This is a genomic window from Pseudomonas sp. NFPP25, assembly GCF_900116505.1.
Taxonomy (GTDB): Bacteria; Pseudomonadota; Gammaproteobacteria; order Pseudomonadales; family Pseudomonadaceae; genus Aquipseudomonas; species Aquipseudomonas protegens.
This window is the reverse complement of record NZ_FPBG01000004.1, coordinates 709,904-725,662: the sequence shown is the minus strand read 5'-3', so window position 1 is coordinate 725,662 and position 15,759 is coordinate 709,904. Positions and strand designations below refer to the sequence as shown.

Sequence of the window (15,759 nt, the reverse complement as noted above, 5' to 3'; positions counted from 1 at the left end):
CGGGCAGACCATCAGCGTTTGGCGATGATGTACACCGCATGCACGATCCCCGGAATGTAGCCGCACAGGGTCAGCAGGATGTTCAGCCAGAAAGCGCCGCCAAACCCCACTTGCAGGAAGACCCCCAGGGGCGGCAAGAGAATGGCGAAGATGATGCGGATCAAGTCCATGGGCAGCTCCTGATAACAATCGGCTCGAATGAGCCTTACCTGCAATCGACCTTGGCCATACGCCAGGGTTCAGGGCGATTCGAGGCCGCGCTGCCACTCGGGCGAGGATCTAGAGGCCATGTTCCTGCACCACGCTCAACAGCTTGAGGGCCATGGCGCCCGTACAACGAGCCGTTACTTGAAGGAGGTTGCAAGAACAAAGAAGGGGTTTGAAAAAGCTGGAGATAAAAAAACGCCCCGTGCGAAAAATCGGACACGGGGCGATGCGTTATACCGCGAGACGGTTCAGGAAGTCAGTCAACGTAAGGTCGCATGTGGCCCGGAAAGGTAATCCAGCACCCGGAACAGCGTGGGTGCCAGACCACTGCAATGCGGGATTCCGGCGAGAATCGCCTGTTGATCCTCGACGCTATCGGGCTCGGCGCTGTGTTCAGCGCTCAGCCAACCGTTGGGGCGCGCCTGCAAAAGTGCCTCGATGCTGTGCAAGTCGCTCTGCAACAGGCATTGCAAGCCGATGGCCCGCTCCTGCCAGATAAAGCCCTGGTGATCGCAGGCCGCCGAGCGATAGAGCGGCAACGCGCCCTTGGGCAGATCGAAGCTTTCGCCGTGCCAATGAAAGGCCATCAGACGTTCCGGCAAGGCCAGCCCCAAAGGCGAGTCCTGGGCATTGGGGTACTTTTCCACAGGCCACCAGCCAATCTCCCGCGCTGCACTGGGGCGAACCTGCGCCCCCAGCGCCTGCGCCAGGAGCTGGCCACCCAGGCCGATGCCCAGCACGCGCTTGCCGGCAGACAGGGCCTTGCGCAACAGGCGTTTTTCCGCAGCCAGCCACGGAGTCTGGGCCTCGTCGTGCACACTCATGGGCCCACCCAGAGCGATCAGCAGGTCGAAACTGTCGAGCCGCGGCAAACGTGCCTGGGCATACAGATGGCAGATGTGCACGGCGCTCGCCCGCTCCAGCAGCCACTGGTTGATCCGCCCCGGCCCGGAGGCAGGCGAATGTTGCAGGATCAGTACACGCATCAGACGGCCACTCCCTTGCGACAGTGCAATTGCGCCGTGCGCACCCGGGAAAAAGCCCGAGCCAGACGCAGGAGCATCTCGTCGATATTGCCTTTGCTGACACTCAATGCCGGGGTAAAACGCAGGCAGTCCGGTTGCGGCGCGCTGAGCAGCAAGCCTTCATGCAAGGCGGCCTTGACCACCGCGTCGGCGGACTCATCCGCCAGGGTCATGCCCCAGAACAAACCTTGCCCCCGCACTTGGCCCTGTACATACCGGCTCGCCAGGCGGGTCAGTTCCTGCCCCAGGTACTGGCCGTTATGGCGCGCCTGCTGGAGAAAGCCATGCTCCTGCAAGCTGTCCAGAACCGCCAGGCCGGCCGAGGTCATCAGCGCATTGCCATGGTGAGTGCCATCCAGCTCGCCCGCCTCGAAACAGCAGGCCTTGCCCCGTGCCAGCAACGCCGCCAGTGGCACGCCACCGCCGAGCCCCTTGCCCAGAGCGATGATGTCGGCACGCACGCCATACAGCTGTTCGGCCAGCAGGGTGCCGCAGCGGCCGATGCCAGTCTGGACCTCATCGAGAATCAGCAGGATGCCCAGTTCACGGCACAGGCGCTCGACACCCTTGAGGTAATGCTCGGTCGCCGGAATGACACCAGCCTCACTCTGGATCGGCTCCAGCATGATCGCCACGGTTTGCGCATCCACCGCCGCGTGCAAGGCCGGCAGATCGTTGAACGGCACCTGGCTGAAACCCGGCAGCCCGGGGCCGAAACGATTGCCCGGAGCGCCGCTGCCAGCCGCCGACAACGCAGCAAAGCCACGACCATGGCAGCTCTGGCTGGCGGTGATGATGCCAGCCGCGCCGCCACGATGCAGTTGCCCCCATTTACGCGCCAGCTTGATTGCGGCCTCGCAAGCTTCAGTGCCGCTGCTCAGCAGGTAGGCCTGGTCGCTGCCGGTGCTGCGGCACAGGCGATCGGCCAGCTTGAGCATGCCACGGTTGTAGAACCCGGAACCCGGGTTGATCAGCGACTGCGCCTGCTCGGCAAGCGCGGCGACCAGGACCGACGGGCTGTGGCCAAGACTGTTGGCGGCCCCGGCCTGGGTGAAGTCCAGGTAAGTGCGGTCTTCACTGTCCCATAGCCAAGAGCCCTGGCCGCGCACGAAGACCGGTTGGGGACGCTGCACACTGGGCATCAGGCACTCGTTGGAAAAGGCCGGGGCCGAAGCGTTTGCATAGGGCTCGGCGGCCAGATCTTCCAGGCTCGGCACAGTGCGGCGCAGGTTGAACAGATTCATGCCCGCAGGCCCTCCAGCGGCAGCCCCAGCAGGCGCGCGGACCAGTCTTCAACCCGGCCAGTACGCATGCGCTTGATAGCGATATCACGCCAGCGCGAGGAAAGCGCCGGGCAATCAATGAGGGTTTTCAAGCCAGCATGTTCCAGAGGTTCCTGGAAAAAACAGCGCAGGGCCCAGGCCACGGTGAGGCCGGGGTAACTGCGCTGAATCAGTTCAAAAGGTTCATCCGCTTGTACGAAACCTGGCTTGAGGACCCGGTAAAACCAGCCGCAACGACCATTGTCCTGGGCCTGTTGCGGCAGATTGGCCAGGCCCCAGCGATGGCTCAGGCGATAGCAGGGCGAACGCGGCTGGCTGACCTGCAATAGCGCACCGCCCCAGCGAAACAGATCGCCCAGGCACACCTGTTCTTCGGTGAGGCCATGGGTGGACAGGTTTTCACCGAAGGCCGGCGCGCACCAGGCGAACTGTGGGTAACGTTTGCGCCAGTGGTCATAGTGTTCAGCGGGGTAATGATGCAAGGCGCGCTCGGGACCGGTGTGAAAGCGCGGATCGCCGTGCTCATCGCTGCCCAGGCCTTGTGGCCACAACCAGAGTCGGTTGGCAACCGGGTACTTGTCGGTGTCGCTGACCAGACCCTGGCCGAGATTTTTTGCCTTGCCTATGTAAACACCATCGACGCAAACGGTATTCATCGCCCTTCGTGGCCCTGTAAGCCTTGTGAATAGGCGCTAGACTAGGCCCCTCAGGGGCTTCGGGCCATTTCGTTTTTTAAGCTTTTTCGATAAGAAATACTTATGGATTTTAAGCAACTGCGTTATTTCGTCGCGGTGTATGAAGAAGGTCATGTGGGACGTGCCGCCGAACGGCTGTCGATCTCGCAACCGGCGCTTTCCCAGCAGATCCGCCAGCTGGAACAGAACCTCGACGTCAGCCTGTTCGAGCGCAGCAGTAAACGCCTGTTGCCGACACTGGCGGCGCATACGCTGTACAACCACGCCCTGCCCCTGCTCGACGGCTTGCAACAGGCCCGCGAGGCCTTGCGCAACTTCAAGGGCCAGGCGCTGCGCACCTTGGCGATCGGCGTACTGCAAACCGTGCATACCAGCCTGGTGCCGCAGATGCTTGAGCGTGTACGCAAGGCCCAGCCCCATCTTGTGGTGCAGATCTATGAATTGACCGGCCTGGAGATCGAAAGGCGCCTGCTCAATGGCTCGCTGGATATCGGCATCAGCTACTTGCCGCCACGCCAGCCAGGTCTGCATGGGGTACCGCTGTACGAAGATGAACTGACCCTGGTCATCCCGGAGCAGCATCCGCTGCGCGAGTTCAAGAAGGTCTCCATGAGCCAGGCAGCAGAGTTGCCGATGCTGTTGTTGGGAGAGGAGTTCCAGATCCGCCAGATCTGGCAGGCTCAACTGGCCAATCTGGGGCGGCGCCCGCAGGTGCAGGCGGAGCTGAACAACATGGCCGGGATTCTCGACAGCCTGCCCCATACACGGCTGGCCACCGTGCTTCCCGGGCGCTCCCAACAGCAGCACGGCAACAAGGAACTGTTGTGGAAACCGCTGAGCGAGCCCAGGGTGCCGCTAAAGGTGGGGTTGGTCTGCCGGGATCTGCAGCGTCAGCAAGGGACGCTGGAGCTGCTGCGCAGTTTGTTGGAAGACTCGATGAATGCGCAGGAACCGCGCCTGGGGGGAACTTCCGCCGTGGAGGTGCCGGGATAAGCCTGCCAAAATAAAAAACCCGGACAAAAGAAAACCCCACCGAAGCGGGGCTTTGCAGACTGTTTCCCTGACATCCTTTTCACTCCACCATCCTGGCGGAATCCTACGTGTCCGTGTTGTTGCTTTGCGCTTCCTGCGCGACGTCCATGTGAAGTAGATTAGCTTCAGCCGTCATCTACCGATATGGACGATCAGCAGCACGTTATGTAAGAGATGACTTACAAACGCCCTTGCTGGTTAAAACTGCTCAGCCTGCAACAGGAACAGCGATTCGCTACCGGCCTTGACCGAGGCGCTAAGCGAGTGGATACGCGGCAGCAGGCGGGCGAAGTAGAACCGCGCCGTCCCCAGTTTGCTGGCATAGAAGTCGTCTTCCTGCTCCTTGCCCAACGCAGCCTTGGCCATCAGTGCCCACATGTAGGCGTAGGCGGTGTAGCCAAATACCTGCAGGTATTCCACCGACGCTGCCCCGATTTCGTTGGGGTTGCTGGCGGACCGGTCCAATACCCAGGCGGTCAGCTCATCCAGATTGTCCAGCGCCGCGTTCAGCGGGCGGGTGAACTCCCCCCATTGCTCATCCGCCGTAGCGGTGAAATGGCGGATCTCGTCGGCAAACAGCTTATAGAACGCACCGCCGCTCCCGACGATCTTGCGTCCTACCAGATCCAGAGCCTGGATACCGTTGGTGCCCTCGTAGATCTGGGTAATCCGTACATCGCGTACCAGTTGTTCCTGGCCCCACTCACGGATATAGCCATGGCCGCCGAAGATCTGCTGGCCATGAACCGTGGTTTCCAGACCCAGGTCGGTCAGGAAAGCCTTGGCCACCGGGGTCAGCAATGCCACCAGGCTTTCCGCGCGCTTGCGGGTATCCGGATCTTCGCTGAACTTGGCGGTATCCAATTGCATCGCCACATAGGTGGAAAATGCCCGGCCGCCTTCGTTTGCAGCCTTCATGGTCAGCAGCATGCGCCGCACATCCGGGTGCACAATGATCGGGTCGGCTACCTTGTCCTTGGCTTGCGGGCCGGTAGGCGAGCGGCTCTGCAGGCGATCACGGGCATATTCAATAGCGTTCTGGTAGGAACGCTCGCCAGTGGCCAGCCCCTGGATACCTACCCCCAAACGCTCGTAGTTCATCATGGTGAACATGGCCGCCAGGCCCTTGTTCGGTTCACCCACCAGGTAACCGATGGCCTGATCGAAGTTCATCACGCACGTGGCCGAAGCCTGGATGCCCATCTTGTGCTCGATCGAACCACAGGTCACCGGGTTGCGCTCGCCCAGGCTGCCATCGGCATTGACCATGAACTTGGGCACCAGGAACAGGGAAATCCCCTTGGGACCAGCCGGCGCATCCGGCAGCTTGGCCAGCACCAGGTGAATGATGTTTTCCGTCAGGTCGTGCTCACCACCGGTAATGAAGATCTTGGTTCCGCTGATGGCATAGGAACCGTCGGCCCGAGGCTCGGCCTTGGTGCGGATAATCCCCAGATCGGTACCGGCATGGGGCTCGGTCAGGCACATGGAGCCTGCCCAGACACCGGCATACATGTTCGGCAGGTAGGTGGCTTTCAGCTCTTCGCTGGCATGGGCGTTGATCGACAGGCAGGCCCCGGCAGTCAGCATCGGGTACAGACCAAAGGCCAGGCTCGCGGAGTTGACCATTTCCTCGACCTGGGCCGATACCGCCTTGGGCATGCCCATGCCGCCGAACTCGGGATCGCCACCCACGCCGACCCAGCCACCTTCGGCGTAGGTCTGATAGGCCTGTGGGAAACCTTCAGGGGTGGTCACCACGGTGTTGTCCCAGTGGCAACCTTCCTCGTCGGCGCCGCGACTCAGCGGAGCGATGCTTCTGGCGGTGACTTTGCCCGCTTCCTCCAGAATCGCCTCGACCGTCTCGACATCCACAGTCTCAGCCAGAGCCGGCAACTGGGCCCAGAGTTTGGCGACCTCGAAAACTTCATTGAGGACGAAGCGCATATCGCGCAAGGGCGCTTTGTAGTCAGCCATGGCAAACCTCGCAAGAACTAAAAAAGCGGGCCGAAACGGACCCATTTAGAAAACCAGAGTGTACCCGAACAACTTTTGCGACACATAGGGTCAACTAGTGACCTTTATGTAATTTTTAGTCACAGATATTCCCAAGCACGAAAAAACCCGCAGCAGCGGGCTTTGTTCGTGCCGCCCTAGCAGTTACAAGGCGAACAACTGCGCGGGAAGCTTCATCAGGCAATCACTGCCGGCCTCGATGGCCGCCCGATGAGCCCCCGTACGGGGCAGCAGGCGCTTGAAATAGAACTCGCAGGTGATCAGCTTGGCGGTGGCGAAGTCCTGGTCGCCCTGCCCGGCGTCCAGTTGCTGCTGGGCGACCAGAGCCATGCGCAACCAGAAATAGGCCAGGACGATGTAGCCGCTGTACATCAGGTAATCCAAGGCCGCGGCCCCCACTTCGTCGGGGTTGTTCATGGCTGCCATGCCGACCTTGGTGGTCAACTCGCCCCACTGACGGTTCAAGGCATCGAGTTGCGCGACATAAGCCTGGAGCTGCGGATGCTCGGCATGCGCGCTGCAGAACTTGTGCACAATCCGGGTAAAGCCCAGCAGCAGCTTGCCCTGGCTGCCCAGCACCTTGCGGCCCAGCAGGTCCAGGGCCTGGATGCCATTGGTACCTTCATAGATCGGAGCAATGCGGCAATCACGTACCAACTGCTCCATGCCCCATTCGCGAATAAACCCATGACCGCCGAACACCTGCATGCCGTGGTTGGTCACTTCCAGCCCGGTCTCGGTCATGAAGGCCTTGCAGATCGGGGTGAGGAACGCCAGGAGGTTCTCGGCGTCCTGGCGCTGGGCTTCATCGCGGCTCAGATGCGCCACATCCAGCAACTGGGCGGTGAAGTAGGCCAGGGCCCGGTTGCCTTCGTTGAACGCCTTCATGGTCAGCAGCATGCGCCGCACATCAGGGTGGACGATGATCGGGTCCGCCGCCTTGTCCGGAGACTTGGGGCCGGTCAGCGACCGCATCTGCAAACGATCGTTGGCGTATCTGATCGCCCCCTGGAAGCTGGTTTCACCCAGACACAGGCCCTGCATTCCGGTCCCCAGGCGGGCGTGGTTCATCATGGTGAACATGCAGTTCAGGCCTTTGTTGGCCTGACCAATCAGAAAGCCCCTGGCACCGTCGAAGTTCAGTACACAGGTCGCGGACGCCTTGATCCCCATCTTGTGCTCGATGGAGCCGCAGCTCACGCCATTGCGCTCGCCGGCCTCACCTGCCGCATCCGGCAGGAACTTGGGCACGATGAACAGCGAAATACCCTTGGTTCCGGCCGGCGCGTCCGGCAGCTTGGCCAACACCAGGTGAACGATGTTCTCGCTCATGTCGTGCTCGCCGGCGGAGATGAAGATCTTGCTCCCCGTCACCGCATAGCTGCCGTCTGCCTGGGGCACCGCGCGAGTCTTGATGATGCCAAGATCAGTGCCGCAATGGGCTTCGGTCAGGCACATGGTGCCGGTCCATTGCCCGGCGGTGAGCTTGCCCAGGTACAACTGCTTCTGTTCCGCGCTGCCGTGGGCATGAATAGCCGACATGGCACCGTGGGTCAGGCCCGGGTACATGCCCCAGGAGGTGTTGCTGGAGCCCACCATCTCGCTGATCACCAGCCCCAGCGAGTGGGGCAGTCCCTGGCCGCCATAGGCCGGATCGGCGGCCAACCCGTGCCAGCCGCCTTCAACGTACTGGGCGAAGGCCTGCTTGAAGCCCTTGGGCGTGGTGACCACGCCGTTATCAAAGTGGCAACCTTCCTCGTCACCGGAACGGTTCAACGGGGCCAGGACGTTTTCGCAGAATTTCGCGCCTTCCTCGAGGATGGCACTGACCATGTCCGGGCTGGCGTCAGTGGCCCCCAACGCCGCGTAACTGGCATGAAAGTCGAAGACGTGATCGATCAAAAAGCGCATGTCGCGCAAGGGGGCTTGATACTCGGGCATGGTGGTTTCTCCGGCAGCAGATCAGACCAACCTACTGCCGCCGCCCTCAGCCTGCCAATGACTGTGCAGGCGCTGAATGCGCCATCATCACTCAACCCGCAGCTGTATCCATGCGCACCGCACCGCGGCGGTTCTGCCCGAACGCAATGACACAGTTACGCCCCGCCCCCTTGGCGCTGTAGAGCGCCTGGTCTGCAGCCTTGAGCACTTCCTCCGGAGTCCGGTGCTCTGCCAGCCGCTCGGCGACGCCGATACTGATGGTCACCGAGACACTGGACGCGGCAGCGACACCGCGACGCTGGCGACCCTGCTGATCGTCCTGAGGGCGGTTGTCCTGATTACGCAATTGAATGTTGTAGGTGGCGATGATCTCGCGAATCATCTCCAGATGCGGCATGCATTCGTCCATGGTCTTGCCGGCGAACACCACGGCAAACTCCTCGCCTCCGTAACGGTAGGCCCGGCCGCCCCCGGTGACTTTCGAGAGCTTGCTGGCCACCAGGCGCAACACCTGGTCGCCCACATCGTGCCCGTGGGTGTCATTGAATTTCTTGAAGTGATCGACGTCGGTCATCGCCAGCACATAGTTGCGCCCCAGGCGCTGCATGCGCTCGTTAAGCGCGCGGCGTCCCGGCAGGCCGGTCAGCTCGTCGCGGAACGCCATCTGGTAGGCCTCGTGGGCGACAGCAGCAGCGATCATCAGCATCACCTGGCTGCACATGATGTTCAGGGTGAACGGCAGGATGAAGGTCTTGGGCAGCATCCAGAACAGCCCCAGGAGCCCCACCAGCTGCGCCGCGTGCAGCGGACGCGGGCTGCGCCAGTACTGGATCGCCAGCAGCAGGAAGGCTGCGAAGAACACTGGATACGACAACTGGATCAAACTCATCCAACTGCCATGCAGGGCCGGCCAGCGGATCTCCGCCAACCAGTTCAGCAGAGCCTGTGGGTAACTCTGCTCGAGCCCCAGAGCCACACTGCCGAAAGCCAGCAGCACGGCAAAACGCGCCACCATGTCCTGGAACAGGTGCGTGCGCTCCTGCCAGGCAGCGAACAGGCCGAACAACAGGGGCAGCAACAGGCAGCAGAGATGGAACACCACCGCCGCGTCTTCCCGGACCCTGCCGTTGTCCCGGTAGTAGTCGGTCTGGGTGTCCAGCAGGAAATAGGCGATGTACACGGTGACCATCAAGAACAGCTCGCGCTGGCGCCGATACACCGCGCAATACGCCCCGCCCAGCAACAGCACCAAGGTTGGCAGCACGTTGAACAGCGAGGTGAAGAAGACGTTGAGGTCCTTGACGTAGGCGGCCGCCAGCCCCGCAAGCAGAAGCAGTAAAGACGGTACAAAGTGACTGAAACGTACAGCGAAAGAACGCGGCAAGGGTAAAACTCCGACCCGGCTGATCAATGAATGGCATTGTGCCTTCATTTGTTGAAGTTAAGCACACGCGGTGTGATGGACATCACATTGCCATCTCTTTAACGGCAGGAAATCGCTTCTGCTTAGCGATTTAGTCGGGAATTTTCATGAAGATTCTGCGGGCATAAAAAAACCGCTCGCCCCAAGGGGCGAACGGCTTTTCGAACCACTGCGGTCGGGCTTAGTAAGCCAGGCCGAAGTCTTCTTCCTTCATGTCCATCAGGTTGTTGGCACCCGAAAGCATGGTTGCAACGTGAGTTCGGGTACGCGGCAGGATGCGCTGGAAGTAGAAACGCGCAGTCTGCAGCTTGGCGGTGTAGAACGCCTCTTCGGTGGTGCCGGCTGCCAGCTTTTCAGCCGCCAGGCGTGCCATGTCGGCCCAGAAGTAGGCCAGGCAGGCATAACCGGAGTACATCAGGTAGTCCACGGAGGCCGCGCCGACTTCTTCGCGATCTTTCATGGCAGCCATACCGACCTTCATGGTCAGCTCGCCCCATTCTTTGTTCAGTGCAGCCAGGGGTGCGACGAATTCCTTGACGGCTTCGTTGCCTTCGTTGTTCTGGCAGAACTTGTGGACGATCTTGGTAAAGCCTTTCAGAGCCTCGCCCTGAGTCATCAGCACTTTACGGCCCAGCAGGTCGAGTGCCTGGATACCGGTGGTGCCTTCGTACAGCATCGAGATACGGCTGTCGCGAACGTTCTGCTCCATGCCCCACTCGGCGATGAAGCCGTGGCCGCCATAGATCTGCACACCGTGGTTGGCGGATTCAAAACCAACTTCAGTCATGAACGCCTTGGCGATCGGAGTCATGAACGCCAGCAGTGCGTCGGCTTTCTTCTTCTCTTCTTCATCCACACCGTACTTGACGATATCGACCTGCTTGGCAGTGAAGTAGACCATTGCCCGGTTGCCTTCGGCGAAGGCCTTCATGGTCAGCAGCATGCGGCGCACGTCAGGGTGCACGATGATCGGGTCGGCAGCCTTGTCCGGCGCTTTCGGGCCAGTCAGGGAGCGCATTTGCAGGCGATCGCGAGCGTACTTCAGGCCGCCCTGGAAGCCGATTTCGGCATGGGCCAGGCCTTGCAGAGCGGTACCCAGGCGCGCGGTGTTCATGAAGGTGAACATGCAGTTCAGGCCTTTGTTCGCCGGGCCGATGAGGAAACCGGTGGCCGCGTCGAAGTTCATTACGCAGGTGGCGTTGCCGTGGATCCCCATCTTGTGTTCCAGGGAACCACAGCTCACGGCGTTGCGCTGACCTACGCTGCCATCAGCGTTAGGCAGGAACTTGGGCACGATGAACAGCGAAATACCCTTGGTACCGGCCGGTGCGTCCGGCAGGCGGGCCAGAACGATGTGGACGATGTTGTCGGCCATATCGTGTTCACCGGCAGAGATGAAGATCTTGGTGCCAGTGACTTTGTAGGAACCATCGGCCTGAGGTTCGGCCTTGGTGCGCAGCATGCCCAGGTCGGTGCCGCAGTGCGGCTCGGTCAGGCACATGGTGCCGGTCCACTCGCCGGACACCAGCTTGGTCAGGTAGGCCTCTTGCTGCTCGGCAGTACCGTGTTCGGAAATGGTGTTCATCGCGCCATGGGACAGGCCAGGGTACATGCCCCACGACCAGTTGGCTTCGCCAACCATTTCGCTGACCGCCAGGCCCAGGGATTCAGGCAGGCCCTGACCACCGTGCTCAACGTCGTGAGCCAGGCTTGGCCAGCCGCCTTCGACGAATTGCTTGTAGGCTTCCTTGAAGCCGGTAGGGGTCTTAACGCCGGATTCACTCCAGGTGCAACCTTCCAGGTCGCCCACACGGTTCAGCGGAGCCAGCACCTGCTCACAAAACTTGGCACCTTCCTCGAGAATGGCGTCAACCATGTCCGGAGTGGCGTCCTGGCAAGCCGGGAGGCTCTGATAATGCGCCTCATAGCCGAGCAGCTCGTCACGAACGAAGCGAATATCACGCAAGGGGGCCTTGTAGTCAGGCATAGCGATAAACCTCTGCTGATGTAACCGGGAATGAACAACCGCGTTGAGTTTTTATAGCGGTCAAACAGTTGTTTGAAACATACGTTTACGCCCAAATCTTGTCAAGCGTCGCGCCAATGCCTTTCGTCATCGAAACAAAATGCATACGCAGGCGAACACCCACGGCACTGCCATGAAGTGTAGGAGCCGACGCACCGGCAATCAGTCAGGGAAAGGAATCAGCGAGAGCCGCTATCAACAGAAAAGGCATGAAAAAGCCCGGTCTCTTTGGGAGGCCGGGCTTTTGCAGAGGGTAATCAGGCGTAGGTATCGATCAGGGTGCCGAGGACTTCATCCGAGGCCTTGGCGACATTGACGCCCAGTTCTGCCTGGATCTTGCCCATGGACATCTCCACCATGCTGCTGGCCAGATCCGATTCCTGGCTGCGATCCACAGCGCGCAGGCGGTCAACCTGAACATCCGACGACTGGCTGCCGGCAGAGCGTTCAACTGCAGTGCTGGCAATCTGGCCGGCGGCTTGATCGACGCGATTCTGCCCGGTCTGGATAGCGTTCAGCCCGGCGTAGAAAGCGGTGTTCCCGGAGATTTGCATGGGAGAACTCGACCTTGAGAATGAGTGACAGGTGTCATTGAAGCAGACCCGTCAAGAAAACACCCGTCAAAAACACTAATGGCAATATGCCTTGCAATAGGCAAAATCTAGTCCAGCAGATCCAGTTGCAAATGCTCGGCCACCGCCTCGGCGCTGGCCGGCTTGAGTTTCGGCACCCTGCCCAGGCACGGGGCCGGCAAGCGCTCGGCCAGGGTTGCGAGGTTTTCCTCCAGACGAGAGGTCTTTGGATCGATGATATTGGCCACCCACCCCGCCAGTTGCAGGCCGTCCTGAGCGATGGCTTCGGCCGTCAGCAACGCATGATTGATGCAACCCAGACGCACGCCCACCACCAGGATCACCGGCAGCCCCAGCGCCATGGCCAGATCCGACAGATTGTCCTGGTCTGCCAGGGGTACCCGCCAACCACCCGCGCCTTCGATCAGCGTGAAGTCCGCGCCCTTGGCCAGCAGATGGCGCATGGGCGTCAACAGCGACTGCACGGTCAGCGCCACCCCGGCCTCTCGCGCTGCCAGATGAGGGGCGATGGCCGGTTCGAAGGCAACCGGATTCACTTCTGCATAGGCCAACGGCAACGAAGACTGCGCCTGCAATGCCAGGGCATCGGCGTTGCGCAGGCCCTTGGCCGTCAGCTCGCAACCCGAAGCCACCGGCTTGCCCGCAGCAGTACTCAGGCCGGCCAGACGCGCCGCATGCAGCAAGCCGGCCGCAATGGTGGTTTTCCCCACATCGGTATCGGTACCCGTAATGAAGTAGGCAGGGCTCATAGCGGTTTCTCCAGCACGGCATAGACCACTTGATAAGTCGCCGGCAGGCCCTTGGCCTGTCGGAAACCCTCGTAGGCATCGATCAACCCGGCGATCCGCGCCCGTCCGGTCAAGCCGCCCGGGCGTCCGGGATTGAGGTTGTGCGCACCCAGGGCTTTCAACTCATGGGTCAGGCTGCGCACATCCGGGTAATACAGGACATGGGGCGCCTTTTCCAGACTGCGCACTTGCAAGCCACTGGCTTCACATAGCTGTCGATAACGTTCGAACTCACGGAAGCGATTGACGTGAACCTGGCCATCGACCTGCGCCCAACTATCGCGCAGTTCCTGCAAAGTACCCACGCACAGGCTGGCAAAAGCCAGCACGCCGCCCGGCTTGAGCACCCGCATCGCTTCACTGAGCACGGCAGAGAAATCGTCGCACCACTGCACCGCCAGGCTGGAGAAGATCAATTGACAACTGTCGCCTTGCAACGGCAGGCGTTCAGCGTCCCCGGCGATGAAATGGTCCGCGCCACCCAAAGGCCGGGCGTGATTGAGCATGCCCTCGGCAATATCCAGGGCCAGCCCCTGGGCAGCACTGAAACGCTGCCCCAGCACCCGGCTGAAATGCCCGGTGCCGCAGCCCAGGTCCAGCCAGCACCGTGGCTCAAGGCCCGGGGGCAGACGGCTGAGCAATTGTTGCCCGACCGCACGCTGCAGCTCCGCGACACTGTCGTAGCTGGCCGCCGCGCGGGAGAACGAAGCCGCGACCTGGCGCTTGTCAGGCAGGCGACCGGGAAAGGCAGTCAGAGAAAGATCAGTCATCACCGGACTCATGCAAGAAAGCCTGGATCGCTCCCGCCACTCCATGGGGGTCCTCCAGGAGAAATCCGTGGCTGGCGTGTTCAATCAGGCCAACTTCAATATCCGGCAGCAAGGCCAGCAATTCACCGGCCGCCTCGGCAGGCACCAGAGCATCGAGCCCGGCAAACAAGTGCAACTGCGGCCCGCGAAAGCCTTGCAAGGCTTCGCGGGTATCCAACTGCGCCAGCAACTCCAGCCCGGCCATCAGCACCGCCGGCGCCGTGGTCGGCGCGCCGCTCAGGAGCAACCGCGACAGGCCTCGCGTGTCCGCGGCGCCCTGGGCGCAGAGCAAGGCAAAACGCTTGAGGGTGGTTCGCGGATCGGCCGCGCAGCCGGCCAGGAAGCCGTCGAAGGTTTCCCCGGCCATGGCACTGGCCCATTGTTCATGGGCGACAAAACTGGGATTGCTGGCCAGGGTCAGCAGGCCGCAGCAGCGCTCACCACGGCGCGCCGCCAGTTCCGAAGCCAGCATGCCGCCGAGGGACCAGCCACCCAGCCAGGCATTGTCCGGCACGGCGTCATCGAGTTCGTCCAGCCAGTCCTGCGGGTCGCTGGAGGTCAACTCCGGCAAGGGCTCGATATCCACCCGCAAGTGTTCATCCAGCCCCTGCAAGGCCGCCGCCAGAGGTTCCAGCGGCGACACGCCCAAGCCCCAGCCCGGCAACAGAATCAGTCGATCACGCATGGCTCGGCTCCGCTTGCAGTTCTCTGAAACAGTCTGCCAACGCGCTTAACAATAGCTGCACCTGGGCCTCGCTGTGGGCCGCGGACAAGGTCACCCGCAGCCGCGCGCTGCCGGCCGGCACGGTAGGCGGGCGAATGGCGCTGACCATGACTCCCCGTTCACGCAGCATCTGCGACAGGCGCACAGCCCGAGCACTGTCGCCCACCAGGATCGGCTGGATCGGGGTGAAACTGTCCATCAGCTGCAGGCCGATCTGCTCGGCGCCCTGGCGGAATTGACGGATCAAGGCCGCCAGGTGCTCGCGCCGCCAATGCTCGCTGCGCAGCAGCTCCAGGCTTTTCAAGGTGGCGCAGGCCAGGGCTGGCGGCTGGCTGGTGGTGTAGATATAAGGCCGGGCAAACTGGATCAGGCTTTCGATCAGATCCTCGCTGCCGGCGACAAAGGCCCCGGCGGTGCCGAAAGCTTTGCCCAGGGTGCCCACCAGTACCGGCACCTCATCCAGCCCCAGGCCGAAATGCTCCACCAGCCCGCCGCCATTGGCCCCCAGCGGCCCGAAACCATGGGCATCGTCCACCATCAGCCAGGCGCCACGGGCCTTGGTTGCCCGAGCCAGGGCCGGCAGGTCGGCGACATCGCCGTCCATGCTGAACACCCCATCGGTGACCACCAGGGTATTGCCGGTGGCCTTTTCCAGACGCTTGGCCAGGCTGTGCGCATCGTTGTGCAGATAGCGGTTGAAGCGCGCGCCGGAAAGCAGCCCCGCATCGAGCAGCGACGCATGGTTGAGACGATCCTCCAGCACCGTATCGCCCTGCCCCACCAGCGCCGTCACCGCCCCTAGGTTGGCCATGTAGCCGGTGGTAAACAACAGCGCCCGAGGGCGGCCAGTGAGTTCGGCCAGCGCCTCTTCCAGGGCGTGATGGGGCGTGCTGTGGCCGATCACCAGATGGGAAGCACCGCCGCCCACGCCCCAGCGGCTGGCACCGGAGCGCCAGGCTTCGATCACTTGCGGATGGTTGGCCAGGCCCAGGTAGTCGTTGTTACAAAAGGCCAGCAATGGCTGACCGTCGACCACCACTTGCGGCCCCTGGGGGCTCTGCAGCAGCGGGCGCTGGCGATAGAGGTGTTCGGCACGGCGGGCAGCAAGGCGCGCGGCGAGATCAAAAGACATGCAGGCCTCGATGTTGGCTTACGGACAGTTCATCGCCAGGAGCTGGCTTGCCGGCGAAGCAGGCG

General features: G+C 61.8%; 14 protein-coding genes. 1 reads left to right on the top strand and 13 read right to left on the bottom strand.

What is annotated here, in order from left to right; all coding sequences use genetic code 11:
* Positions 1 to 11: 11 nt before the first annotated feature.
* The 4 genes from BM382_RS19645 to BM382_RS19630 all read right to left on the bottom strand — a co-directional run bounded on the left by BM382_RS19645 (position 12) and on the right by BM382_RS19630 (position 3,171).
* Complete coding sequence (locus tag BM382_RS19645; RefSeq protein WP_011063854.1) at positions 12 to 170, bottom strand: YqaE/Pmp3 family membrane protein; 159 nt, start codon at positions 168 to 170, stop codon at positions 12 to 14.
* A 297-nt stretch (positions 171 to 467) separates the two neighbouring features.
* Complete coding sequence (locus BM382_RS19640) at positions 468 to 1,193, bottom strand: type 1 glutamine amidotransferase (protein WP_011063855.1); 726 nt, start codon at positions 1,191 to 1,193, stop codon at positions 468 to 470.
* On the bottom strand, positions 1,193 to 2,476 hold the full coding sequence (locus BM382_RS19635; RefSeq protein ID WP_072443655.1) for an aspartate aminotransferase family protein: 1,284 nt from the start codon (positions 2,474 to 2,476) through the stop codon (positions 1,193 to 1,195). Before BM382_RS19635 ends, BM382_RS19640 begins: the two co-directional genes overlap by 1 nt.
* Positions 2,473 to 3,171, bottom strand: a complete 699-nt coding sequence (locus tag BM382_RS19630) for an MOSC domain-containing protein (RefSeq protein WP_072443653.1) — start codon at positions 3,169 to 3,171, stop codon at positions 2,473 to 2,475. The genes BM382_RS19635 and BM382_RS19630 overlap by 4 nt, the downstream gene beginning before the upstream one ends.
* Before the next feature lie 102 nt (positions 3,172 to 3,273).
* Here BM382_RS19630 and BM382_RS19625 point away from each other — a divergent pair, with 102 nt between their 5' ends.
* Entirely contained in the window at positions 3,274 to 4,203 is a 930-nt protein-coding gene (locus BM382_RS19625) for a LysR family transcriptional regulator (protein WP_011063858.1), read from the top strand.
* Between the two features lie 237 nt (positions 4,204 to 4,440).
* Here the strand turns inward: BM382_RS19625 and BM382_RS19620 are convergent, their stop codons facing one another.
* The 9 genes from BM382_RS19620 to bioF all read right to left on the bottom strand — a co-directional run bounded on the left by BM382_RS19620 (position 4,441) and on the right by bioF (position 15,694).
* Positions 4,441 to 6,219: an acyl-CoA dehydrogenase C-terminal domain-containing protein gene (locus BM382_RS19620; protein ID WP_019094528.1), complete on the bottom strand. Its 1,779-nt coding sequence runs from the start codon at positions 6,217 to 6,219 to the stop codon at positions 4,441 to 4,443.
* A 183-nt stretch (positions 6,220 to 6,402) separates the two neighbouring features.
* Positions 6,403 to 8,199 (bottom strand): acyl-CoA dehydrogenase C-terminal domain-containing protein, encoded by a 1,797-nt coding sequence (locus tag BM382_RS19615; RefSeq protein WP_011063860.1) that lies wholly within the window; start codon positions 8,197 to 8,199, stop codon positions 6,403 to 6,405.
* Positions 8,200 to 8,290: 91 nt separating this feature from the next.
* On the bottom strand, positions 8,291 to 9,583 hold the full coding sequence (locus BM382_RS19610) for a GGDEF domain-containing protein (protein WP_011063861.1): 1,293 nt from the start codon (positions 9,581 to 9,583) through the stop codon (positions 8,291 to 8,293).
* 220 nt (positions 9,584 to 9,803) lie between these two features.
* Entirely contained in the window at positions 9,804 to 11,609 is a 1,806-nt protein-coding gene (locus tag BM382_RS19605) for a phenylacyl-CoA dehydrogenase (RefSeq protein WP_015637270.1), read from the bottom strand.
* Positions 11,610 to 11,905: 296 nt separating this feature from the next.
* Positions 11,906 to 12,202, bottom strand: a complete 297-nt coding sequence (locus BM382_RS19600) for a hypothetical protein (protein ID WP_011063863.1) — start codon at positions 12,200 to 12,202, stop codon at positions 11,906 to 11,908.
* Between the two features lie 107 nt (positions 12,203 to 12,309).
* A complete protein-coding gene (gene bioD, locus BM382_RS19595) occupies positions 12,310 to 12,990 on the bottom strand; it encodes a dethiobiotin synthase (RefSeq protein WP_011063864.1) in 681 nt (226 codons plus the stop codon).
* Complete coding sequence (bioC, locus tag BM382_RS19590) at positions 12,987 to 13,799, bottom strand: malonyl-ACP O-methyltransferase BioC (protein ID WP_053154238.1); 813 nt, start codon at positions 13,797 to 13,799, stop codon at positions 12,987 to 12,989. Before bioC ends, bioD begins: the two co-directional genes overlap by 4 nt.
* Complete coding sequence (locus BM382_RS19585; protein ID WP_072443651.1) at positions 13,792 to 14,523, bottom strand: alpha/beta fold hydrolase; 732 nt, start codon at positions 14,521 to 14,523, stop codon at positions 13,792 to 13,794. Before BM382_RS19585 ends, bioC begins: the two co-directional genes overlap by 8 nt.
* A complete protein-coding gene (gene bioF / locus BM382_RS19580) occupies positions 14,516 to 15,694 on the bottom strand; it encodes an 8-amino-7-oxononanoate synthase (RefSeq protein WP_072443649.1) in 1,179 nt (392 codons plus the stop codon). The genes BM382_RS19585 and bioF overlap by 8 nt, the downstream gene beginning before the upstream one ends.
* Positions 15,695 to 15,759 lie beyond the last annotated feature (65 nt).